This window comes from Neisseria bacilliformis (assembly GCF_014055025.1).
Taxonomy (GTDB): Bacteria; Pseudomonadota; Gammaproteobacteria; order Burkholderiales; family Neisseriaceae; genus Neisseria; species Neisseria bacilliformis.
On sequence record NZ_CP059571.1, the window covers coordinates 2,030,157 to 2,053,284 of the forward strand.

At 60.5% G+C, this 23,128-nt stretch carries 25 protein-coding genes, 1 other RNA gene and 1 riboswitch; of the genes, 7 read left to right on the forward strand and 19 right to left on the reverse strand.

Features of this window, described 5'->3' with window-relative positions; all coding sequences use genetic code 11:
• Window positions 1-54 precede the first annotated feature (54 nt).
• The 7 genes from H3L91_RS09830 to cytX form a co-directional block, all read right to left on the reverse strand.
• Window positions 55-843 (reverse strand): thiazole synthase, encoded by a 789-nt coding sequence (locus H3L91_RS09830; protein ID WP_007343676.1) that lies wholly within the window; start codon window positions 841-843, stop codon window positions 55-57.
• Window positions 844-902: 59 nt separating this feature from the next.
• Complete coding sequence (thiS, locus tag H3L91_RS09835) at window positions 903-1,097, reverse strand: sulfur carrier protein ThiS (RefSeq protein ID WP_007343677.1); 195 nt, start codon at window positions 1,095-1,097, stop codon at window positions 903-905.
• 77 nt (window positions 1,098-1,174) lie between these two features.
• Window positions 1,175-1,789, reverse strand: a complete 615-nt coding sequence (gene thiE, locus H3L91_RS09840) for a thiamine phosphate synthase (RefSeq protein WP_007343678.1) — start codon at window positions 1,787-1,789, stop codon at window positions 1,175-1,177.
• Between the two features lie 103 nt (window positions 1,790-1,892).
• Complete coding sequence (locus tag H3L91_RS09845) at window positions 1,893-2,516, reverse strand: nuclease-related domain-containing protein (protein WP_239669485.1); 624 nt, start codon at window positions 2,514-2,516, stop codon at window positions 1,893-1,895.
• A gap of 117 nt (window positions 2,517-2,633) precedes the next feature.
• Window positions 2,634-3,080: an META domain-containing protein gene (locus H3L91_RS09850; protein ID WP_007343680.1), complete on the reverse strand. Its 447-nt coding sequence runs from the start codon at window positions 3,078-3,080 to the stop codon at window positions 2,634-2,636.
• 236 nt (window positions 3,081-3,316) lie between these two features.
• On the reverse strand, window positions 3,317-4,408 hold the full coding sequence (locus H3L91_RS09855) for an FAD-dependent oxidoreductase (RefSeq protein ID WP_007343682.1): 1,092 nt from the start codon (window positions 4,406-4,408) through the stop codon (window positions 3,317-3,319).
• Window positions 4,409-4,499: 91 nt separating this feature from the next.
• Entirely contained in the window at window positions 4,500-5,693 is a 1,194-nt protein-coding gene (gene cytX, locus H3L91_RS09860) for a putative hydroxymethylpyrimidine transporter CytX (RefSeq protein ID WP_007343683.1), read from the reverse strand.
• 95 nt (window positions 5,694-5,788) lie between these two features.
• Window positions 5,789-5,898: riboswitch (TPP riboswitch) on the reverse strand.
• A gap of 259 nt (window positions 5,899-6,157) precedes the next feature.
• On the opposite strand from cytX, the gene H3L91_RS09865 reads away from it, so the two are divergent.
• The 5 genes from H3L91_RS09865 to argB all read left to right on the forward strand — a co-directional run bounded on the left by H3L91_RS09865 (window position 6,158) and on the right by argB (window position 10,876).
• Entirely contained in the window at window positions 6,158-6,598 is a 441-nt protein-coding gene (locus tag H3L91_RS09865; RefSeq protein ID WP_007343685.1) for a hypothetical protein, read from the forward strand.
• A gap of 380 nt (window positions 6,599-6,978) precedes the next feature.
• Window positions 6,979-7,389: a PTS sugar transporter subunit IIA gene (locus H3L91_RS09870; RefSeq protein WP_007343687.1), complete on the forward strand. Its 411-nt coding sequence runs from the start codon at window positions 6,979-6,981 to the stop codon at window positions 7,387-7,389.
• 4 nt (window positions 7,390-7,393) lie between these two features.
• The gene (locus H3L91_RS09875; protein WP_007343688.1) at window positions 7,394-7,663 is read left to right on the forward strand and encodes an HPr family phosphocarrier protein; all 270 of its coding nucleotides are present in this window, start codon (window positions 7,394-7,396) and stop codon (window positions 7,661-7,663) included.
• A gap of 1 nt (window position 7,664) precedes the next feature.
• A complete protein-coding gene (gene ptsP / locus H3L91_RS09880; protein ID WP_007343689.1) occupies window positions 7,665-9,416 on the forward strand; it encodes a phosphoenolpyruvate--protein phosphotransferase in 1,752 nt (583 codons plus the stop codon).
• 581 nt (window positions 9,417-9,997) lie between these two features.
• Complete coding sequence (gene argB, locus H3L91_RS09885) at window positions 9,998-10,876, forward strand: acetylglutamate kinase (RefSeq protein ID WP_007343691.1); 879 nt, start codon at window positions 9,998-10,000, stop codon at window positions 10,874-10,876.
• Window positions 10,877-11,428: 552 nt separating this feature from the next.
• Here argB and rpsI read toward each other — a convergent pair.
• The 12 genes from rpsI to H3L91_RS09945 form a co-directional block, all read right to left on the reverse strand.
• Window positions 11,429-11,821 (reverse strand): 30S ribosomal protein S9, encoded by a 393-nt coding sequence (gene rpsI / locus H3L91_RS09890; protein ID WP_007343692.1) that lies wholly within the window; start codon window positions 11,819-11,821, stop codon window positions 11,429-11,431.
• Between the two features lie 9 nt (window positions 11,822-11,830).
• Window positions 11,831-12,262 carry a 50S ribosomal protein L13 gene (gene rplM, locus H3L91_RS09895; protein ID WP_007343693.1) on the reverse strand — a complete coding sequence of 144 codons (432 nt, stop codon included), beginning with the start codon at window positions 12,260-12,262 and terminating at the stop codon, window positions 11,831-11,833.
• Between the two features lie 120 nt (window positions 12,263-12,382).
• Window positions 12,383-12,562: non-coding RNA, 6S RNA (ssrS, locus tag H3L91_RS09900), on the reverse strand.
• Window positions 12,563-12,580: 18 nt separating this feature from the next.
• Window positions 12,581-12,880, reverse strand: a complete 300-nt coding sequence (locus tag H3L91_RS09905) for a cell division protein ZapA (protein ID WP_007343694.1) — start codon at window positions 12,878-12,880, stop codon at window positions 12,581-12,583.
• Entirely contained in the window at window positions 12,877-13,236 is a 360-nt protein-coding gene (locus H3L91_RS09910; protein ID WP_007343695.1) for a hypothetical protein, read from the reverse strand. The genes H3L91_RS09905 and H3L91_RS09910 overlap by 4 nt, the downstream gene beginning before the upstream one ends.
• A 212-nt stretch (window positions 13,237-13,448) precedes the next feature.
• Window positions 13,449-14,438, reverse strand: coding sequence for an NAD(P)H-dependent glycerol-3-phosphate dehydrogenase (locus tag H3L91_RS09915; RefSeq protein ID WP_007343696.1), 990 nt, complete (start codon window positions 14,436-14,438; stop codon window positions 13,449-13,451).
• Between the two features lie 299 nt (window positions 14,439-14,737).
• Window positions 14,738-16,576, reverse strand: a complete 1,839-nt coding sequence (glmS, locus tag H3L91_RS09920) for a glutamine--fructose-6-phosphate transaminase (isomerizing) (RefSeq protein ID WP_007343698.1) — start codon at window positions 16,574-16,576, stop codon at window positions 14,738-14,740.
• Between the two features lie 162 nt (window positions 16,577-16,738).
• Entirely contained in the window at window positions 16,739-18,106 is a 1,368-nt protein-coding gene (gene glmU / locus H3L91_RS09925; RefSeq protein WP_007343700.1) for a bifunctional UDP-N-acetylglucosamine diphosphorylase/glucosamine-1-phosphate N-acetyltransferase GlmU, read from the reverse strand.
• A gap of 79 nt (window positions 18,107-18,185) precedes the next feature.
• Window positions 18,186-18,449 (reverse strand): hypothetical protein, encoded by a 264-nt coding sequence (locus tag H3L91_RS09930; protein WP_007343701.1) that lies wholly within the window; start codon window positions 18,447-18,449, stop codon window positions 18,186-18,188.
• 232 nt (window positions 18,450-18,681) lie between these two features.
• The gene (locus H3L91_RS09935) at window positions 18,682-19,545 is read right to left on the reverse strand and encodes a murein hydrolase activator EnvC family protein (RefSeq protein ID WP_050783143.1); all 864 of its coding nucleotides are present in this window, start codon (window positions 19,543-19,545) and stop codon (window positions 18,682-18,684) included.
• Between the two features lie 333 nt (window positions 19,546-19,878).
• Window positions 19,879-20,385: a hypothetical protein gene (locus tag H3L91_RS09940; protein ID WP_007343704.1), complete on the reverse strand. Its 507-nt coding sequence runs from the start codon at window positions 20,383-20,385 to the stop codon at window positions 19,879-19,881.
• Entirely contained in the window at window positions 20,366-20,575 is a 210-nt protein-coding gene (locus H3L91_RS09945; protein ID WP_007343705.1) for a helix-turn-helix transcriptional regulator, read from the reverse strand. Before H3L91_RS09945 ends, H3L91_RS09940 begins: the two co-directional genes overlap by 20 nt.
• A gap of 390 nt (window positions 20,576-20,965) precedes the next feature.
• On the opposite strand from H3L91_RS09945, the gene H3L91_RS09950 reads away from it, so the two are divergent.
• A complete protein-coding gene (locus tag H3L91_RS09950) occupies window positions 20,966-21,460 on the forward strand; it encodes an FxsA family protein (protein WP_007343707.1) in 495 nt (164 codons plus the stop codon).
• Between the two features lie 112 nt (window positions 21,461-21,572).
• Complete coding sequence (gene dnaJ / locus H3L91_RS09955; protein ID WP_007343708.1) at window positions 21,573-22,730, forward strand: molecular chaperone DnaJ; 1,158 nt, start codon at window positions 21,573-21,575, stop codon at window positions 22,728-22,730.
• The last annotated feature ends 398 nt before the right edge of the window (window positions 22,731-23,128 follow it).

A 23,128-nucleotide genomic window follows, 5' to 3' on the forward strand; every position in this document is an offset into this window, starting at 1 on the left:
CTGAAAACGTACAAAACGCTTTTTCAGACGGCCTCTTTGCTGACAAACGGGCGTTCAATATTCCGCCGAATGCCAAAACGGCTGGCCGACAGTGGGCGTGGAAGCCTGCGCCTGTTCGCGGGCTTCAACGGGATCGGCTTCGCGGGCGGCACGACCGGCGGCAACGGCTTGGGCGAAGGCGCACGCCATTTTGGCGGGGTCGCCCGCGCGGGAGACGGCGGTGTTGAGCAACACGCCGTCAAAACCCCATTCCATCACCTGCGCGGCCTGCGAGGGCAGCCCCAAGCCTGCGTCGATGATCAGCGGCGTGTCGGGCAGGCGTTCGCGCAACACGCGCAGGGCGTAGCCGTGCACCACGCCCAAACCGGTGCCGATGGGGGCTGCCCAAGGCATCAGGGCTTGGCAGCCCGCGTCGAGCAGGCGGCGGCAGGCGATGAGGTCTTCGGTGCAGTAGGGCAGCACTTTGAAACCGTCGTCAATCAGGATTTTGGCGGCTTCGACGAGCTGGAACACGTCCGGTTGCAGGGTGTCGTCGTCGCCGATGAGTTCCAATTTAATCCAGTCGGTTTCAAACACTTCGCGTGCCATTTGGGCGGTAGTAACGGCTTCCTGCACGCTCTGGCAGCCTGCGGTGTTGGGCAGCACGGGGATGCCGGTCTGCTGCAAAAGCTCCCAAAAACCCTGCCCGTGGGTTTCGCCCGCGCTTTGGGCGCGGCGCAGGGCAACGGTAATCATCGCCGGCTGCGCGGCTTCGACGGACTGGCGCAATACGTCAGGGCTGGGATAGGCGGCCGTGCCCAGCAGCAGGCGCGAGGGGAAGGTTTGGTTGTAGAGTTTCAGCATGGTTGTTCCTTGGGGCGTTATTTTGGTGGGTCAAGACCCACCCTGCATTTTCAGACGGCCTATCCGCCCACCACGGGGCGGACGATGTCGATTTTGTCGTTTTCGTTCAACACGGTTTCAGCGTAGGCGGATTTGGCCACAAACGCGGTGTTCACCGCCACGGCAAAGGGCTTTTGTGGCGCGGTTTGGGCAATCAGGTCGGCAACGGTACGGCCGTTGAGTTCGGCGTGTTCGCCGTTGAGGATAATGTTCATCGGGTGTTCCTAATGTAGGGTGGGTCTTGACCCACCGGTGCACAGATTCGGATGTTTGTGGCGGGTCGAGACCCACCCTACTCCCACAACGCCTGAAACGCCTTCACCACGGCTTCGGGGTTTTCGGCTTCGGTAACGGCGCGGACGACCGCCAGCGACGACACGCCGGTTTGCAGCACTTGCGCGGCGTTGCCCAAATCGATGCCGCCGATGGCGACTACGGGCGTGCTGCCCGCCTGGCGCACATATTCGCGCAGTTTGTCCAAGCCCTGCGGCGCGGTGGGCATTTGCTTGGTGGTGGTGGGGAAAATCGCGCCGCTGGCCACATAGCTGGGGTGCACCGACAGGGCGCGGGCAAGCTCGTCAACGGAATGCGTGCTCAAACCGAGGCGCAGCCCTGCGGCGGCGATGGCGGCCAGGTCGGCGGTGTCCATGTCTTCCTGCCCGAGATGCACGCCGTATGCGCCCGCCGCGATGGCTTCGCGCCAATGGTCGTTGATAAAAAGCTGCGTTTTGCTGCCCGCGCAGGCGGCGACGCATTCGGCAATTTCGCGGCGCAACGCCTCGCCCGATAAGGTTTTGCAGCGCAACTGCACCGTGTCCGCGCCCGCTTTTACCATCCGCGCCACCCACTCGGCGGTGGAGACGACGGCGTAGAATTTGAGCGGGGATTTTAAGGGCGGGAATGTCATGTTTGTCCTTTTTTGTGTTTCAGACGGCCTTTTGATTTGGAGAGGCCGTCTGAAAAGCCAATGATGTAGCTTGGGTCGCTACCCAATATTTTGCTGACGAATTTTAATTCCGATGGCGTTCGCGCAAACGGGCTTTATGTTCGCGCAATTTCCCGCTGTCGGCTCTGTATTCTTCCGATGAGAGTGTGCGGATAACGGCTTCAAGCTCATTTTCGCTTAATAAGGCCGTCTGAAAACTTTCAATATATTCGGCGGCGCGACGCAAGCGGCAGACGTTCGGCGGCATTTCGGTTTTAAACTCGCAATCGCCGAGAAACACGACCAGCGAATGAAATTTGGCTTCGGGCAGTTTCAGCAGCGCGGCGAGTGCTTTGATATGGGCGTAATTCTGCCGCAGCGGGTTTTGAAAATAGTGCTTTTCTTTATAAATCGTCTGTGTCCACCGCGCCTGTTTTTCGCCACCGAAAATCCAGCCGGAGTAATTTTTGGTTTCGACCACGAATATCCCGTATGCCGATACATAAATATGATCGATTTGGGTTGTGCCGTTGCGCGAAGGAATAATCAGATCATGAAATTCCCGATACACGCTTCCATCCAGCTCGCCGCCCAAACGCGAACGCACGGCAGCTTCGCCCATTTTTCCCTTTACTGTCGGACTGCGTAAAAACGCGCCCAACAGCGATACGGCGATTGCTAAAAGCAGCAGCCACATCAGATTGCCCATATTGTTTTCCCTTATCTTTTTTTTATTTTCAGACGGCCTTGGAACAGTCTGTGGTATCGGATACAAGTATCCGACCTACGAGAGGCCGCCCTCGCGCAGGCGGGGACGGCCTCTGCCCTATTTCACCGCTTTGAGCAGCGTTTTGCCCTGTTTGTTTTTCAACACCAGCGCGCCGTTGTCAAATCCGTAGGCGGCGGTTCGGCGCAGGGCGGACGACAGCGCCTGTTCGCGCTTCATCAGCGCGGGTTCGCAGGCCATCAGGGTGGAGGCGGTGTCGCCGAATTTCAGGCTTGCGCCGTCGGCCTGATAGCTGCCGAACAGGCTGTTGCAGCCCGCGCTGCCGTTGAATGCGGAACGTGCCGCATCAAACGAGATGCGGGCGCGGGCATCGGCAGGCAGGGTTTGGCCGCCCAACTCGGCAATGCGCCATTCGCCCGCCAGCGTCGGTGCGGGAGCTTGGGCGCGGGTTTGCGGCGCAGGGGCGGGTTCGGCGGCCTGCTGGGCTTCGGGCGCGGCGCAGGCGGCGAGGGCGAAGAGTGCGGCGGTTGGCAGAATGGTTTTCATGATGCGGTCTCCTTATAAATTGGCCGGATGTTTTTTCAGACGGCCTCAAACAGGCATGAGGCCGTCTGAAAAAGCGTTTCGGCTGCGTCGAAGCTGTGCTTTCAGACGGCCTTTGCGTTGTGCGTGATTCGGTAGGGCGGGTCTTGACCCACCGTTTGCAGGAATCATGCTTCATGGCTGCGGTGGGTCAAGACCCACCCTACGTCAGCACGGCAAATCCGCCGCCGTCTGAAAACTCACAACCTAATATACGCCAATCCGCTCTCTTCGTCGAAATCGGGCGCGGGCTTGCCGTCAAACAAACAGTCGGCCAGGCGCACGGCGGCGGCGGTTACGGCGGGGGCGATCATGAAGCCGTGGCGGAACAGGCCGTTGATTTCGATGATACGCGCGGCGGTGTCGTAGCGGATTTCGGGGTTGTGGTGGTTGAGCGTGGGGCGCAGTCCGGTGCCGGTTTCCACCACCTGCGCTTCGCCGAAGGCGGGGTGGACGGCGTAGAGTGCCGACAACAGCTCCAAGCCGCTGCGTACGCTCACGGGGGCTTGGCTTTCGCTTTCGAGCTGGGTTGCGCCGATCACAAACAGGTGGTTTTCTTTCGGGGCGATGTAGAGCGGATAGCGCGGGTGCAGCAGGCGCACGGGGCGGCGCAATTCGACTTCGGGGGCATACACGCGCACGACTTCGCCGCGCACGCCGCGCAAGCGGCTGCCGTTTTCAGACGGCCTGTTGTTCCAAGCGTCTTTTGCGCCGTAGCCGCGACAGTCGATGATCCAGTCGTATTGCCCTGCGAGCTTCTCGGGCGCGGTTTCGGTGTGCCAATGCGTTTTTACGCCGAGGGTGTCGAGCTGGTCGGCCAGGGCGTTCAACACTTGGCGGTTGTCAAGCTGGCCTTCGTCAGGCAGATAAAGGCCGTCTGAAAAACGCCCCGCAAGCTGCGGCTCGTTGGCGGCGATGTCGTCTGAATGCCAGTGCACGCTTTGTGCGCCGGCTTTGTTCAGCCGCTGTTCAAACTGCACGGCAAGAGGTTTGTCCTGCGTGTGCCACACAATCAGGCTGCCGTTTTCCTGCATCATGGCGCTGGTTTTCAGACGGCCGATGATGCCGCGCCAGAGGGCGACGCTTTTTTCGCCGAGCAAAATGGCTTCGGGCGTGGCGTCGGCGGCTTCGGCAGCGGGCGCGAGCATGGCGGCGGCCACGTAGGCGGCGGCGTTTTCGCCCGCCCTGCCGCCTTTTTCAAACAGGCTGACGGCACAGCCGCGCTCGGCAAGCTGCATGGCGGTGAGGCGGCCGGAGAGTCCGCCGCCGACGATGGCGATGTTGGAGGTCATGGTGGGTTTCCTTCTAGTTGGGTTGGACAATCATCCGTAGGGTGGGTCTTGACCCACCATTGCACGAATTCGGATATTTTTGGTGTTTCTTTCAGACAGCCTTTCTGCCAAATACACCGCGCACGGCCACGGTCAGCACTGCCACCGCCGCCATCACGGGCGCGGTCAGGCCGATACCGCTCTCCCAGCCCGTTGCCAGTAAATAACGGTATAACACAAAGCCCGCCAGCCACACCGCCAGCCCCGCCCAGTCGAAATCGAGGCCGGTGTCGCGGCGTTTCATCACGAAAAAGTCGGTAATCATCACCGCCGCCATCGGCGCGAACACCGAGGCAATCCAAAGCAGAAAGCCCTCGTATTCGCTCATGGTGAGGAACACCGCCAGCACCGTGCCGATGACCGTTACCGCCACGGCCACGGGAATTTCGGCAAAGCCGCGCCAGATATTGTTTGCGCTCACGCCGGCGGAATAAGTGTCGAGAAACGCCGTGGTAACGGTGGACACCACCACCACAAACACGCCCGCCGACACCAGCCCCGCGCCCAGCAGAATCTGCGCCGCGTCGCTCTGCCCCGTAAACAGCGCGGCCGCCAAGCCCAGCGCGTACATCCAGCAGCTGGTCAGCGTGTAAGACACAGCCGAGGCGGCCGCAGCGGCTTTGGGGCATTGCGAATGGCGCGTGTAGTCTGCCGCCAGCGGCAGCCACGACAAAGGCATCGCCGCCGACAATTCCACCGCCGTGCCGAAACTCATCTCACCCGCAGGTGCGACGGCAGCAGGCGTTGCGCCGAACACTTTCCAACTGAGCCACAGCATAATCAGCAGCATCGCCGCCACAATCATGATTTTCAGACGACCTGTCTCCCGCGCCCCCGCCAGCAGCCACACCACAATCAGCGCACCAATCGCCAAAGCCCACAGCAGATACGAATCCGCCGCAAACAAGCCCGCGCCCAAAGCCGCGCTCACTTGTGCGCCGTAAAACACCATCACCGCCGTCCAGCCCACAAGCTGCAACACATTGGCCGCCGAAAACAGCACCGACCCGCGCCGCCCGAACGACAGGCGCACGCTCTCCATCGCGCTTTTGCCCGTGGCCGCGCCGATATACGCCGCCGCAAAAAACAGCAGCCCGCCGATGACGTGGCCGAGTATCTGCGCCAGCATCCCGCGCTCCCAGCCCAAAGGCGCAAACAGCGTACCGGCGGCGATTTCGGTTACAGACACCGACGCGCCGAACCAAATCAGCGCGGCGGAAGAAGCAGAAAGGGGTTTGCCCGACATGAATGTCCTTTGCAGATTGTTTTGAAACTTTCAAACAGATTGCCGGAGCGCGTCGGGGGAAATGGCGGAATACGGAGAAATTGAAGTGCCGCAAAAGGCGTTTGACACTTGCTCCCTACGCAGGCACGACCCCGACAGGTTCAACGGATTCCACGTTTCGCGGTCTCAGCCCCGCACAACAGGCGGCGCACTCCGACAAGAATGAATGGCGCGCAGTTTACACAAAATAACGGCTTTTGGCAAAAGCAGACATTGGCCGAGGCTATCGGGAACATCCGCCCGCCGCCCGCACGGCGCAAGCCGCAAACGCGTTTTCAGACGGCCTCTGTATTTTGCGCGATTCGGTAGGGTGGGTCCCGACCCACCCTACTGTTTTGCAGTTTTCAGACGGCCTTTGTTGAAAAAACCATGCCGGATACTTAAAATCCGGCTTCTTCTTTTCAACCAGATATGGAGCAAACCCGATGAAAAACCGCTTGGCCTACGCCCTTGCCGTTCCCCTGATGTTTGCCGCCCTCCCCGCCGCTGCGGACGATACCGTGCTGTTTTCCTGCACCACCGCCAAAGGACAGCCCGTCGAAATACGCGGCAGCGGCAAGCCGCAAGACGGCCAGCAGTTCGGCTACCGCGTCGGCAAACAAACATTCAGCAGCGAAGCCGTTTACAGCCGCTGCACCGGCAAAAACGGCAACAGCCGCCAAACGCTCGATGCCGAGCATGAGGGCACGGCCTACCGCCTGCTGGTCGAAGACAGCACCAAACGCCCCAACACCCGCGCCACCCTGCGCATCGGGGCGGACGGTGCCAAATCCGGCAAAGGCACCCGCACCCTGGTCTGCCGCCCCGGCACCGTGCACGCCGACGCCCTCAGCGGCCTGGGCAGCATCAGCAGCCCCTGCGATTAACGCACACGCCCCGCGCCATTCACGCAAAAGGCCGTCTGAAAAGCGTTTTGCACGTTTTTCAGACGGCCTCCGATATTCAGGTAGGGTGTGTCGCCCCAAGGCGACGCACGCGTTCTTTGCCGTATCACCAAATCCGCGCTTTTCCCAACAGCCCAAACCGCGTGCGTGGCTGCGCCACACACCCTACCTAACGGCAAGAGGCCGTCTGAAAACCCGTTTTACAGGTTTTGGCTGCGCCGAAACTTCGCTTTCAGACGGACTCCAATCCTTCCCCAAGCGCAAGCCGCGCACGTGCCGCCCGGACGCGTTTCCCATATAATGCCGCTTCCCACAACACCAAAAGGCCGTCTGAAAAAACAAAACGGCCGCAGGAACACATCATGATCGGCATCATCATCGTAACCCACGAAACCCTCGGCAAAGCCTACGCGGAGCTGGCCTGCCATTTTTTCCCCGAAGTGCCCGCCTGCGTGCGCATCCTCGGCGTGGCGCGCACCGAAGACCACGAAGACGTCATCCGCCGCATCAGTGCCCTCATCGACGAAACCGCCGCCCCAAACGGCACGCTGGTGCTGGCCGACATCTTCGGCGCAACCCCGTGCAACGGCGCGCGCAAGCTGGTCGTGCCCGGCCGGGTCGCCATGCTCACCGGCCTGAACGCGCCAATGCTTATCAAGGCCGTGCAATACTGCGTCGGCGCGGACAATCTGGAAAACTTCACCGAATCGGTGCGCCAAGCCGCCGTAAACGGCATCATCGCCGTTACCCGGGCGGGCGAAACAGAAAGCTGAAACCATGCTCAAACAAGACATCGAAATCATCAACAAACTCGGCCTGCACGCCCGCGCGTCCAGCAAATTCGTTCAGACGGCCTCCCCCTTCAAAAGCGAAGTCTGGGTAACGCGCAACGGGCAGCGCGTCAACGGCAAAAGCATCATGGGGCTGATGATGCTCGCCGCCGCCAAAGGCAGCACGGTTACGCTGGAAACCGACGGCGCGGACGAAACCGCCGCCATGCAGGCACTGGCCGGCCTGATCAACGACCGTTTCGGCGAAGGAGAATAATATGGGCATCGTGCTGCACGGCGTGGCGGCGGGCAAAGGCATCGCCATCGGCCGCGCCCATCTGGTTGTGCGCGGGCGCGGCGAAGTGCCGCAATACACGCTGGCCGAAAACGAAACCGCCGCCGAAATCGCGCGTTTTGAAGCGGCGGTGAAAACCACCCGCCGCCAGCTCGAACAAATCCGCAGCGCGATTCCCGAAAACGCCCCTACCGAACTGGGCGCGTTCATCTCCCTGCACCTGATGCTGCTCACCGACGTAACCCTCTCGCGCGAACCGGCCGACATCATCGAAGAGCAGCAGATCAACGCCGAATGGGCGTTAAAAATCCAAACCGACCGCCTGTCCGCCCAGTTTGACGCCATGGACGACGAATACCTGCGGGCGCGCAAACAAGACATGCTGCAAGTGGCCGAACGCATCCACAACAACCTCATCGGCAGCGGCAACGAGCTCAACCTCGACGCCAACCTCCTCGACGACACCATCCTCATCGCCAACGACCTCTCCCCCGCCGACACCGTCCAATTCAAAGAACAGCGCGTAACCGCCTTCGTAACCGACGCCGGCGGCCCCACCAGCCACACCGCCATCCTCGGCCGCAGCCTCGACATCCCCTCCGTCATCGGCCTCTCCAACGCCCGCAGCCTCATCAGCGAACACGAATGGGTGATTGTGGACGGCATCAACGGCATCCTCATCATCAACCCCGACGACATCGTAACCGCCGAATACCGCCGCCGCCTGCGCGCCTACAAAAGCAAACAGCGCGAACTGAACAAACTCAAAAACACCGCCGCCACCACCGCCGACGGCACCCAAATCGAACTGTCCGCCAACATCGAAACCGCCGACGACATCAAAGCCCTGCACACCCTCGGCGGCGACGGCGTCGGCCTCTTCCGCAGCGAATATCTCTACCTCAACCGCGACACCCTGCCCGACGAAGAAGAACAATACGCCGTCTATGCCAACCTCGTAAAAAAACTCAAAGGCAAACCCCTCACCATCCGCACCGTCGACTTGGGCGTAGACAAAAACCCCCGCTGGTTCGGCCAAAACGCCACCCCCAACGGCAGCCTCAACCCCGCCCTCGGCCTCACCGGCATCCGCCTCTCCCTGGCCGAACCCGTCATGTTCCGCACCCAGATGCGCGCCATCCTGCGTGCCGCCACCGAAGGCCCCGTCAAAATCATGTGGCCGATGATCACCTCCGTGGACGAAATCAAACAATGCCGCGTCCACCTCGACACCGCCCGCCGCCAGCTCGCCGAACGCGGCGAAACCTTCGGCAGCGTGCAGGCCGGCTGCATGATCGAAATCCCCTCCGCCGCCCTCACCGTGTCCAGCCTGCTCAAACACGCCGACTTCATCTCCATCGGCACCAACGACCTCATCCAATACACCCTCTCCGTCGACCGTGGCGACGACGCCGTCAGCTACCTCTACCAGCCCGCCCACCCCGCCATCCTGCGCCTGCTCGCCCACATCCTGCGCACCGCCCACCGCATGAACAAACCCGTCTCCCTGTGCGGCGAAATGGCCGGCGACACCCTCTACACCCGCCTGTTGCTGGGCATGGGGCTGCGCAGCTTCTCCATGAACACCAACAACATCCTCGCCGTAAAAGACATCGTCATCCACAGCAGCATCGACCGCCTCGAACAAGACATCCTGCGCATCCTGCGCAACGAAGACCCCGACAAAGCAGACAAACTGCTCAAACAGCTCAACAGCCAGGAAGAGGCCGTCTGAAAAAACCCCCTTCTCCGTTTTCAGACGGCCTCTGATATTCAGGCAGGGTGTGTTGCCCCAAGCCAACGCTCACGTTTTATGCCGCACAACGAATCCGTGTGTCAGACAGCACAAGTTGCATGCGCGGCAACCCGTTTTTCAGACGGCCTCTTGCCGTTTAGGTAGAGTGTGTGGCGCAGCCACGCACGCGGTTTGGCTTGTCGGAAAAAGCGCGGATTTGTTGAAGCGGCAAAGAACGCGTGCATGGCAAGAGGCCGTCTGAAAACACAGCTTCGGCACAGCCAAAATCCGTTTTTCAGACGGCCTCTAATATATTCAGGCAGGGTGTGTTGCCCCAGCGACGCACACGTTTTATGCCGCACAACGAATCCGTGCGGTGCCAAACAGCATGAACCGCCTGCATGGCCTGTACCACACACCCTGCCCCCGTAACAAAGGCCGTCTGAAAGCGCAGCTTCGGCGCAGCCAAAAACCCGTTTCCCCGTTTTCAGAAACGTCATCCCCGCGTTTATGCCCCGAAGGGGTACTGGCGGGGACGGTCGCAACCACCCCGCAACTACTGCAAACAAGGAGAACCCGACATGACCACCCCCAACGCCCCCGCCGCACTCAAAGCCGCCGTCCTGTCCGAAGCCCTGCCCTACATCCGCCGCTTCGCCGGCAGCGTCTTCGTCATCAAATACGGCGGCAACGCCATGACCGAACAACACCTCAAAGAAGGCTTCGCCCGCGACACCGTCCTGCTCAAAATGATCGGTATCCACCCCGTCATCGTCCACGGCGGCGGCCCCCAGATTAACGAAATGCTGGAAAAAATCGGCAAAAAAGGCGAATTCGTCCAAGGCATGCGCGTAACCGACGCCGAAACCATGAAAATCGTTGAAATGGTGCTCGGCGGATCGGTCAACAAAGAAATCGTCTCCCTCATCAACCGCAGCGGCGGCCGCGCCGTCGGCATCACCGGCCGCGACGACCGCTTCATCCGCGCACAAAAACTGCTGCTCGACATCCCCGGACAAAAAAGCGCGGACATCGGCCAAGTCGGCACCGTCGCCGCCATCGACACCGCACTCGTGCGCCACATCATCGCCCACGGCGGCATCCCCGTCATCGCCCCCGTCGGCGAAGACGAAAACGGCGCGGCCTTCAACATCAACGCCGATTTGGTGGCCGGCAAACTGGCCGAAGAAATGCAGGCCGAAAAACTGCTGATGATGACCAACACCGGCGGCGTCATGGACAAAAACGGCAGCCTGCTCCCCCGCCTCGACACCCGCCGCATCGCCGAACTGACCGCCGACGGCACCCTCTTTGGCGGCATGCTGCCGAAAATCCAATCCGCGCTCGACGCCGCAACCCACGGCGTCAAAGCCGTCCACATCATCGACGGCCGCACCCCCAACGCCCTGCTGCTGGAAACCCTCACCGACGAAGGCATCGGCACCATGATTTCCGCCTGAAACGCGGCGGCATACAGAAACAACGAAAATGCCCGTCCCGAAACGGATAGAGGCCGTCTGAAAACGCGGTTTCGGCGCAGCCAAAAACGTTTTTCAGACGGCCTCAATCCGCTCCCGCCCATGCACATGCCGCCGTCCGCATATGGAAAAAAATAGAAAGCATCCGGTTTGTGTAGGGTGGGTCTCGACCCACCAATAACAGTTGCTCCTTTAAATACAACTATCTGTATTATTGGAAATGGTGGCTCAAGACCCACCCTACGCAATCTGTATGATGGATTTCTTATTTTGTTCCGCCATAAAACAGCATCAGCCAACCGCACACAAACGCCCACCCATTCCGAAACACATAGAGGCCGTCTGAAAAACGTTTTTGGCTGCACCGAAACCGCGTTTTCAGACGGCCTCAATCCGTTCCCAGCCGTCGTGCGACACATCACCATCCGCATAGCCCGCATCAGGGATACGACTTCCCGAACGCTGCCCGATAACACACCGATAACACAAACGCAAAAACCCTGCCGCGAAGGCAGGGTTTTGACAAACATCCGGTTAGCGTTTGGAGAACTGTTTGGCGCGGCGGGCTTTGCGCAGGCCGGGTTTTTTACGTTCCACCTCGCGCGCGTCGCGGGTAACGAAACCGGCTTGGGACAAGGCGGGTTTCAACGCGGCGTCATAATCGATCAGGGCGCGGGTGATGCCGTGGCGGATGGCACCGGACTGACCGGTTTCGCCGCCGCCGATAACGTTGACTTTAATGTCGAAGGCTTCGGCGTTTTCGGTCAGAACCAAGGGCTGGCGCACGACCATGCGGCTGGTTTCGCGGGCGAAGAATTCGTCGACGGGGCGGCCGTTCACGATGATTTGGCCGCTGCCTTTTTGCAGGAATACGCGGGCAACCGAACTTTTGCGGCGGCCTGTGCCGTAGTAGTATTTACCGTTCATGTTGCGTCCTTATTTCAATTCCAAAACTTTGGGCTGTTGTGCGGCATGGGTGTGTTCCGCACCTGCATACACTTTCAGTTTTTTGATCATGGCGTAACCCAGGGGGCCTTTGGGCAGCATGCCTTTCACGGCTTTTTCCAATGCGCGGCCGGGGAATTTTTCCTGCATCTGGCGGAAGGTGCGCTCGTAGATGCCGCCGGGGAAGCCGGAGTGGCGGTAGTATTTTTTGCCTTCGAATTTGTCGCCGGTTACACGCAGTTTGTCGGCGTTGATGACGATGATGTAGTCGCCGGTGTCAACATGCGGGGTGTATTCGGGCTTGTGTTTGCCGCGCAGGCGGCTGGCGACTTCGGCTGCTACGCGACCGAGGACTTTGTCCTGCGCGTCGATAACGAACCATTCGCGCTTCACCTCGTGCGGTTTGGCTGAAAAGGTTTTCATAGGGTTAATCCAATAGAGATATAGAAAGCTGCGGATTTTAGAGTGTTGCCGGACTTCTGTCAATGCGCTGCGGGCGGTGGGAAAGGAAAAGCACCGCCTTGATGCGGTGCTTTTTTTCGGGGATTCCCCGCAGGCGGCGTTTCAGCTCAATCCGCTTGAACCTTGTCAAACAAGGCGGCCGTCTCGGACGGCTTCGGGTGCGTTTCCAAAGGAACGCTCGCGCCCGCCGCACTCCCGACGACCTGAAGCGAACTTATTGGTTCAAAGGAATGTATGCCTTGGCGCACGCCGCAGGGAAAAACTGTTTGGTCTGCCGCCTCAGGGCACTTTGGCGAGTGCTTTGTCGCAGGCTTGAACCATGTCGCTTATTCTACGCTCAAAATCGCCGATTGCCAAACCGTCCTGTATGGATATTTTCAAGAGGTCGTGGATGGCGTTGAGGGCGGCGACGATGAGGATTTTGTCGGTTTCGACGATGCGCCCGCCGCTTTTGACGGCTTCGGTTTTCTGGTTGAGCAGGGCGACGGCCTGCATGAGGATGTCTTTTTCGCTTTCGGGAGTGCCGATGCTGAATGTGCGCCCCATGACGCTGACGGGGATTTGTTCGGTGCGGCTCATTCGTTTGTTCCTTTGCTGTTGCCGGTTTCGTTTTCAGACGGCCTCTGCTGCGGCAGGCGGGCGAGGACGCGGCGGATTTCGGCGGCGGCCTGTTCGAGCAGGGCGCGGTAGGCGCGGTTTTCGGCTTCGAGTTTGTCGATTTTGCTTTGCAGGTTTTCTTTGAGTTTGTCCACTTGCACGAGCAGGGCTTCGCTCAGTTCGTCCACGGCGGCCTGGTGCTGGTCGTCGCGGCGTTTCTGTTCGGCTTTGAGGCGGACGTTTTCGATTTGCTGTTTGCGGTTTTCGCCCAGGAGGGTGTCGAATTTCTGGGTAAGCTGGTAGACGCGGGCTTCGAGTTTTTCGAGGTGTTCGTTCATGTTTGCTCCATGAGGGGCTGTTGGCAATTGGTATTGCGGTGGCTTTTACGTCATAAGGAGGCATCTGCCGCGTTGCAAATCCCCGCAAGGTGTTCAACCTTGCTGCGGTTTGCGCCTTGCATCTGTCGCCTTATGACGCAAAATCCGCTACGCAGACCAATTGCAAACAACCCCCGGCCCGTCTGAAAAAGTGTTTTCAGACGGGCTGTGGTTTATTCGGCTTTGGTTTCGCGCAGCATCAGGCGTTCGGCGACGTGGCGGGCGTCGAGTTCGCCGCGCAGGAGTTCGACCAGGGTTTGGGTTACGGGCATGTCGGTGTGCAGGCGGCGGGCGGTTTTGAGGACTTCTTCGGCGGCTGGCACGCCTTCGGCGACGTGGCCGAGTTCGGCGAGGACTTCGGCGAGCGGTTTGCCGGAGGCGAGGCCGAGGCCGACCTGACGGTTGCGCGAGAGCGCGCCGGTGCAGGTGAGGATGAGGTCGCCCATGCCGGCCAGCCCCATCATGGTTTTTTGTTCCGCGCCGAGGGCGGCGGCGAGGCGGGTCATTTCGGCGAGGCCGCGCGTGATGAGGGCGGCGCGGGCGTTGAGGCCGTAGCCGAGGCCGTCTGAAAGGCCGGTGGCGATGGCCATGACGTTTTTCACCGCGCCGCCGACGGCGACACCGACGGTGTCGGTGTTGGCATAAAGGCGCAGAATGGCGGTGTTGAGTTCGCGGGCGAGGCCGGACACCCAGGCTTCGTTTTCGGAGGCGAGGACGACGGCGCAGGGGAGCTGTCGGGCGAGTTCCTGGGCGAAACTGGGACCGGAAAGCAGGCCTGTTCGGTTGTTTGCGGGCAGGATTTCGCGCAGCACCTGATGGGGGAGCAGGCCGGTGGAGAGCTCGAAGCCTTTGCAGGCGGCGAGGATGGGCAGTTGTCCGTATCCGGCGGCTTGGATTTGTTCGGCTGCGCCGCGCAATCCGGCGACGGGGGTGGCGGCAATGACGAGGCCGCTGCCGCTCAGGGCTTGGGCGAGTTCGGTATGTACGGTAATGGCGGGGGGGAAGGGGAAGCCGGGGAAGTAGCGTGTGTTTTCGCGCTCGGCCTGCATGGCGGCGGTTTGTTCGCGGCTGCGCGTCCACAGGGAGACGCGGTTGCCGTGCAGGGCGAAGTGTATGGCTAGCGCGCTGCCCCACGCGCCTGCTCCGATGACGGTGATGTTCATGGCTTTGTCCCCCGTGAAGCGGGCTGTTGCAAACGGGCGGCATTATGGCATTTCGGGGCTTTTTTCTCAAACGGCGGCGGTTTGGGCAGGGAAAGGCCGTCTGAAAAACGTGTTTTACGGTTTTAACTTCGTTGAAGCTGCGCTTTCAGACGGCCTCTTGTGTTCCATACGGCCAAGCGTTCCCGCGCACAGACCTACGCAAGCGGCGCAGGCTGCTACGGATGGTGTACAGGGTTGCCGTTGCACGGCAAAAAGGCCGTCTGAAAAACGGTTTCCTTTTTTCAGACGGCCTCTGCGCCTTATTCCACCGTTACCGATTTGGCCAGATTGCGCGGCTTGTCCACGTCGGTGCCGCGTGCGAGGGCGGCGTGGTAGGCCAGAAGCTGCACGGGGATGGTGTGCACAATCGGCGACAACACGCCCGCGTGGCGCGGGGTGCGGATCACGTGCACGCCTGCGGATTCGGCAAAATTGCTGTCCAAATCGGCAAACACAAACAGCTCGCCGCCGCGCGCGCCCACTTCCTGCATATTGGCTTTCACTTTGTCCAACAGGCTGTCGTTGGGCGCGATTACCACCACGGGCATGTTTTCGTCCACCAGCGCGAGCGGGCCGTGTTTGAGCTCGCCTGCGGGATAGGCTTCGGCGTGGATGTAGGTGATTTCTTTGAGTTTCAACGCGCCTTCGAGAGCGATGGGGTAGTGGATGCCGCGCCCCAGAAACAGTGCGCTGTCTTTTTTGGCGAACTTCTGCGCCCATGCGGCAATCTGCGGCTCGAGGTTGAGCGCGTGCTGGATGCTGCCGGGCAGTTGGCGCAATTCTTCGGTGTAGGCGCGGGCAAGGTCGTCTGAAACGTGGCCGCGCAGTTTGCCCAGCGTTACCGCCAGTCCGAACAGCACGACAAGCTGGGTGGTGAAGGCTTTGGTGGAGGCCACGCCGATTTCCGCGCCGGCGCGGGTGTACAGCACGAGTTCGCTCTCGCGCGGCAGGGCGGATTCCATCACGTTGCAGATCGAAAGGCTGTGCTTCTGCCCCAGCGACTGCGCGTATTTCAGGGCTTCCATCGTGTCGAGGGTTTCGCCCGACTGCGAAATCGTAATCACAAGCTGCTCGGGGTCGGCAATCACGTCGCGGTAGCGGTATTCGCTGGCGATTTCCACATCGGTGGGGATTTTGGCGATGGATTCGAGCCAGTATTTGGCGGTGAGCGCGGAATAATACGAGGTGCCGCAGGCAAGGATTTTGATACTGCGGATTTGGCCGAACACGTCGCGGGCGTTCGCGCCGAAGTTTTCCGGCTCGAAGCCGCCGTCGAGGAACACTTCGGCGGTGTCGGCAATGGCGCGGGGCTGCTCGTGGATTTCTTTCTGCATGAAATGGCTGTACGGGCCCAGTTCCAGCGAGGCCAGCGACAGTTCGGACACTTTCACTTTGCGCTCGGCGGGATTGCCGGTTTTGTCGGTGAGTTTTTCAATGCCGTTTGCACTCAAGAGGGCGATATCACCGTCTTCCAGATAAGCGATGCGGCGCGTGAAGGCGATGACGGCGGAAACGTCGGAGGCGATAAAGGTTTCCTGATCTCCAAAGGCCACCAGAAGCGGGCAGCCCATGCGGGCGACCACCATTTCAGACGGCCGATCCTGCGCCATCACGGCAATCGCATACGCGCCGTGAAAACGCGCGGCGGCAGCCTGAACGGCGGCAAACAGATCGCCGCCGTTTTGCGCGTATTCATGGTTGACGCTGTGGGCGATGACTTCGGTATCCGTTTGCGATTCAAAGGTATAGCCCAAGCCTTGCAGGCGTTCGCGCTCGGCCTCGAAGTTTTCGATGATGCCGTTGTGCACCACCGCAATCATGCCTCCCGAAATATGCGGGTGGGCGTTGGGCTCGGTAACGCCGCCGTGGGTCGCCCAGCGGGTGTGGCCGATGCCGATGTGGCCGAACACGCCTTTTTCGCGGGCGGCGTCTTCCATCAGCTGCACGCGGCCGACACGGCGCACGCGCTTGATTCTGCCCTTGGCGTTGACCGCGATGCCCGAAGAGTCATAGCCCCGGTATTCGAGGCGTTTGAGGCCGTCGGTTAAAAAATCGACGACATTGTGTTTGGCGCGTATTGCGCCGACGATACCGCACATAGAAGTTCCTTAGTATCAGATTGGAGCGGCTGCTCCGTTGGTAAAACCGCGCCGCTGACTTTCAGACGGACGCGGGGCGAAAGGGAAACGGTTTTTCAGACGGCCTCCTGCCGCCCAAGCGCGAAAGGCCGTCTGAAAGCGCAGCTTCAACGAAGTTAAAACCTATTTCTGCTCTTTTTCGGGGCGCACCCAGCCTTCGATCACGGCCTGCCTTGCGCGGGCAAGGACGAGTTTGCCTTCGGGGCAGTCTTGGGTAATCGCGCTGCCTGCGCCGGTAGTAACGCGGTTGCCGATGGTTACGGGCGAGACGATGACGCTGTTGGAGCCGATGCGCACTTCGTCGCCGATTCGGCTGTGGTGTTTGTGCACGCCGTCGTAGTTGGCGATGATGGTGCCTGCGCCGAAGTTGGTTTTGCTGCCGACGGTGGCGTCGCCGATGTAGGCGAGGTGGTTGGCTTTCGTACCCGCGCCGAGGGTGGCGTTTTTGACTTCGACGAAGTTGCCGATGTGCACGCCGTCGGCAAGGTTGGCGTTGGGGCGCAGGCGGGCGTAGGGGCCGATGCGGGTGTCTTGGCCGGTTTGGCAGTCTTCGAGGTGGGAGAAGGCGGAGATTTTGCTGCCTGCGCCGATTTTGGCGTTTTTGATGACGCAGTTTGCGCCGATTTCGACGTTGTCGCCCAACTCGACTTCGCCTTCGATGACGACGTTGACATCGATCACGACATCTTGGCCGTGTTTCAGACGGCCTCTCAAATCGAAACGGGCGGGGTCGCGCAGGGTGAGGCCGGCTTTGAGCAGCTCTTGGGCTTGTTCGGCTTGGAAAATGCGCTCGAGTTCGGCAAGCTGGATTTTGTTGTTCACGCCTGCGGCAAGGTGGGAGGCGCGCACCTGCACGGGGGTAACGGCGATGCCGTCTGAAACGGCCAGCGCGATGAGGTCGGTGAGGTAATACTCGCCTTGGGCGTTGTTGCTGGAAAGGCGGCCGAGCCAGTTTTCGAGTTTGGCATTGGGCAGAACAAGAATGCCGGTGTTGGTTTCTTTCACGGCTTTTTGTTCGGGATTCGCGTCTTTTTCTTCAACGATGGCAACCACATTGCCCTCTTGGTTGCGGATGATGCGGCCGTAGCCGGTGGGGTCGGGCAATACGTCGGTGAGCAGGCCGACACCGTCGCCGGCTGCATCGAGCAGGGTTTGCAGGGTGGCGGTGTCGGTAAGGGGCACGTCGCCATAAAGCACGAGGGTGCGGCCGTTTTTGGGCAGGTGCGGCAGGGCGGTTTTGACGGCGTGGCCGGTGCCGAGCTGTTCGGTCTGCTCCGCCCAGACGACATCGCGTTTGATGGTGTTTAAGACCTGTTCTTTGCCGTGGCCGACCACAACACAGATTTGCGTGGGCTTGAGGGCGGCGGCGGTGTCGATCACGCGCGCGAGCATGGGCATGCCGCCGATTTCGTGCAGCACTTTGGGCATTTGGGAATACATGCGCGTGCCTTTGCCGGCGGCGAGGATGACGATATTGAGTTCGGGATGCATGGTTCGTCCTTATCGTTCGAAATAAGGCACAGGCCGTCTGAAAAACGCTTTTTCAGACGGCCTGTGCCGCTGCGGCGCGTTACTGCGCACGGATTTTCTGCCAGTGCGTGCCGCGCACTTCGTCGTCGTTGCTTTTGCCGCCGTTTTCGGGCAGCACGGCGTGCTGTTCGGGGCGGTATTGGTTGTTGCGCATATTGCGCGAATAAGTGCCGTCCTGATAGGAAATAGCGGTGCCGTTGGGGTATTTCTGGCGCAGCGCGGTGTGGCCGCCGGCATCTTTATAGGTTTCCCACGAACAGGCGGAGAGGGCGGCAAGGGCGATGAGGGGGAGCAGGTAACGCATGGCTTTTCCTTTTTTTGAAAACGGGATGTCGGGGAAAAAAAATCGGCGGCATTTTAGCCGATTGGGACGGGGAAAAACAGCGGCGGGCGGGCAAACGCGCCCAGGCCGTCTGAAAGCACGGCTTCGGCGCAGCCAAAACCTGTTTCGGCGGAGGCGGTCGGCATCGGGTCGGCAAAACGGATTTCAGACGGATTTCAGACGGCCTCTACAAAATATGCGCAAGCATGGCCGGTTATTGCACGGGCGCAGCGGCGGAGGCGGCCTCTTCGGGCGGCATGTTCTGCATCGGCGGCGCGGCCTGAACGGCGGGTGCGGCAGGCGTACCGACCGCTGCGGGCGGCGCAGGCTGAACTGTTGGCGCGGCGGGCGGGTTGGCCGCTGCGGGCGCGCTGGCCGCAGGCACGGCGGGAAACGGCACGGGCGAAGCGGCTTTCAGCGGCGGCAGATAAGGCTCGGGGTTCACCGCCTTGCCGGAAATGCGCACCTCGAAATGCAGTTTTACCCGCTCGGCGTCGCTGCTGCCCATTGCGGCGACGGTGTCGCCGGTACGCACGGTTTGGCCTTTTTTCACCAGAATGCGCGAATTGTGGGCATAGGCGGTGATGACGCCGTTGCCGTGGGCGATCAGCACCAGATTGCCGTAGCCGCGCACGCCGTCACCCACATAGGCCACGCGCCCGCCCGCTGCCGCACGCACGGGGTCGCCCGACTGTCCGGCAAAATCGATGCCCTTGTTGCCGCCGCCGAAACGGGCGATGACGGGGTTGGGCGTGGGCGGCGCGAAACGCAGCTTGTTGCTCGGCGCGAGCGTGCTGCCGCTGCCGCGTTCGGCGGGCTTGTGCGGCGCGGCGGCGGGGGCGTTTCTGCCGACGCGCAAACGCTGGCCGACGGCGATTTTCGACGGGTCGCCCAGATTGTTCCATTTGGCCAGTGTGGCGGGGCTTTGGCCGAAACGCGCGGCGATGCGGTTGAGCGTGTCGCCGCGCTGCACGCGGTAGTAGCCGTCGGAAGAGGAAGGGGAAGACGAGGCGCAGGCAGCCAGCACGAGGGCGGCGGCGCAGCGCAGAAGCGGGAAGGCGGGGAAACGTGTACTCATGGCGCAAAGGATAACAGATGCGGCAGCCGCCGACAAAATGCCGCCCTGCCCTGTCTTGCGCGTTTTTTTTGGCCGCGCCGCAGCCGCGCTTTCAGACCGCCTATTTTTCAGACGGCCTCCGCTTTACCTTTTTTTACCGCCTGCCGCGCCGCCTGCCGCGTTGAAATCGCCCGATGCGTCTGTATTTTGCGTGTTCTGCCGGCACAGGCCGCGGGCAGCCAAACACATCCATCCAACGAATCCAACAAACAAAGGACACCCGCTTATGCGCTATTACCGAAGTGCAGGCTGCTTTTTTCAAGATGGCGCATGCCGCAAAAGCAGCCTGCACGTTCAATCTTCCCCTTCGTCTTCACGCAGTTCGCGCAACGTCTTTTTCACCCGTATGCACGCGCTGCTGTATGTGCCGCCGGCAATGGCCAAAAACAGCAATACCGCAAAAGGCAGAATCAAAAGGAACGGCACATCCTTTGCATAGAGTTTACCGGCCACCAATACCGCCGCCGCAGCCGTCAAGCCTAATAGCAATGCAGCCTTCCGTGCTTTTCTCAACACCTCTTTGGCCGTTTCGGGCGTTATCTTTTGGGGATACGGAATCACCTCGTCCGATATATCGTTGAGTTTTGCCCAACCGTGCACCGGAATGCCCAATAAAAGAAAAAGCCAAACCGCATGTTGGCCGGCCTCCCAGCCAATCATCCAACTGACCCAACACACCAGCAGCGAACCCCAATGCAGATACGCATAACATACCGCCATCCGCTCATACGTTTCCAGCCGCTCGCGTTCATCTTGCTTACCAATCATGCCGTCCAACAATTTACGGTTGAATTTGTTCATCTTCCTCTTCCCAAAAAAGCGCGTTCAAATCCGTATCCAATACTTTTGCCAAGCGGATACACAAAGACAGGGTCGGGTTATAATCTTGATTTTCAATCATATTCACCGTCTGCCGCGAAACCTCCACCAAATCTGCCAAAGCCTGCTGCGAAAGCTGCTTTTGCTTGCGGAACTGCCGAACTCTGTTCATGGCCTCAATAAAAATGTCCTATATATCTGACATAAGTATGGCATTGCACCGTTTTCATGTCAAATATATCGGACAAAATTGCTGCAAAAGCAGCCTGCACTTATTAGCGGGAAAACGTGTACTCATGGCGCAAAAGATAACAGATGCGGCAGCCGCCGACAAAACGCCGCCCTGCCCTGCCTCGCGCGTTTTTTTGGCTGCGCCGCAGCCGCGCTTTCAGACCGCCTGTTTTTCAGACGGCCTCCGCTTTACCTTTTTTTACCGCCTGCCGCGCCGCCTGCCGCGTTGAAATCGCCCGGTGCGTCTGTATTTTGCGTGTTCTGCCGGCACAGGCCGCGGGCAGCCAAACACATCCATCCAACCAATCCAACAAACAAAGGACACCCGCTTATGCGCTATTTCGGTATCGGTTTTCTCGTTTTCGGCGCGCTCGAAATCCTCTCCCTCGTCCAAGTGGGCGCGCGCATCGGCGCGTTCGGCACGCTCGCCCTCATCATCCTCAGCGCGATGGCCGGCTCCTTCATGCTGCGCCGCTTCGGCCTTTCCGGCGTGCTCTTGGCCGCTGCGGCCGTGCGCGGCGGCGGACAGGTTTCCGCCTACCAGCTTTTATGGCCGGTGCGCTACGCCGTCGCCGCCCTGCTGCTCATCAGCCCGGGCTTCTTCTCCACCCTGCTGGCCGTGCTGCTGATGCTGCCCTTCAAAGGCGGCCGCCCCGTGGAAACCGCCGGCACGGACGGCGGCGCGGCATCGTTCGGCGGCTTTTCCCAAACGCGGCCGCAGGAGGACGACATCATCGAAGGCGATTTTTACACCGTGGACGGCAAACAGCAGAGGCCGTCTGAAAACGGTGCGCCCCGCCGCATCGAAGACCATCGCGGACGCTGACCAAACCGCAGAGGCCGTCTGAAAAACAAATTTCAGACGGCCTGCTTTAATTTTCCCGCCGCCGCCCATACCTGCGGCGGCGTTTTCCACAGAACACAGCAAACACACCGACATGAGCAACCAAGACTACTACCAAACCCTCGGCGTATCCCGCAGCGCGGGCGACGACGAAATCAAAAAAGCCTACCGCAAACTGGCGATGAAATACCACCCCGACCGCAACCCCGGCGACAAAGCGGCCGAAGAAAAATTCAAAGACGTGCAAAAAGCCTACGACACCCTGTCGGACAAAGAAAAACGCGCCATGTACGACCAAATCGGCCACGCCGCCTTCGAGCAAGGCGCGGGTGCGGGCGGGTTCGGCGGCGGATTCGGCGGATTCGGCGGCGCGCAGGGCTTTGATTTCAGCGACATATTCAGCCAGATGTTCGGCGGCGGGGGCGGCGGCGCGCGCCAGCAGGACTACCAGGGCGCGGACTTGCAATACGCCGTGGAAATCACTCTCGAAGAAGCCGCCCAAGGCACGCGCCGGCGCATCACCATCCCCACCCACGAAGAATGCGGCGTCTGCCACGGCAGCGGCGCGAAACCCGGCACCACCGCCTCCACCTGCGCCACCTGCCACGGCTCGGGCACCGTCCACATCCGCCAGGCCATCTTCCAAATGCAGCAAACCTGCCCCGCCTGCCACGGCAGCGGCAAAGAAATCCGCGACCCCTGCGTCAAATGTCGTGGCGAAGGCCGCGTCAAAACCGCCAAAACCGTGGAAGTGAACATCCCCGCCGGCATCGACGACGGCCAGCGCATCCGCCTCTCCGGCGAAGGCGAACCCGGCCGCAACGGCGCGCCCTCGGGCGATTTGTATGTCGTCGTCCACGTCAAAGCGCACAAAATCTTCGAACGCAACGGCCTCGACCTGCACTGCGAACTGCCCGTCAGCTTCACCGTCGCCGCACTCGGCGGCGAAGTGGAAGTGCCCACCCTCGAAGGCAAAGTCAAGCTCACCATCCCGAAAGAAACGCAAACCGGCCGCAGAATGCGCGTCAAAGGCAAAGGCATCAAATCCCTGCGTTCCAGCGCAACGGGCGACCTCTACTGCCACGTCCTCGTCGAAACCCCGGTCAACCTCACCGACCGCCAGAAAGAGCTGCTGGAAGAATTCGAAAAAATCTCCACCGGCCTCGACCGCAGCCAAACCCCGCGCAAAAAATCGTTCTGGGACAAAGTGGAAGACAAGGTAAACGACCTGAAAAACGACTTGTTCAGCTGATTGACAAGCCGCCCGCACCGGCGGCGGATTGTTTAAACAGGCCGTCTGAAAAACCGTTTTACAGGTTTTCAGACGGCCTGTTTTCCATCCCGCCCATGCCTAACCAGACGCAGGGTGTGCCGCCCCAAGACAACGCACGCGGCTTATGTCGCACAACGGAATAAGGCCGTCTGAAAACCGTATTCCCACCCTACCTATTCGGTGCAGCCAAAACCCGTTTTACAGGTTTTGGCTGCGCCGAAGCTGCGCTTTCAGACGGCCTTTTGATTGGCGGATGGCGTAGGGTGGGTCTTGACCCACCATTGCATACGCGGCAGGCGGCATTTGAAAAAAAGCCTGCAAACAGTGGGCCAAGACCCGCCCTACGATGTTCAGACGGCCTCGGCATTTCCCGCCGA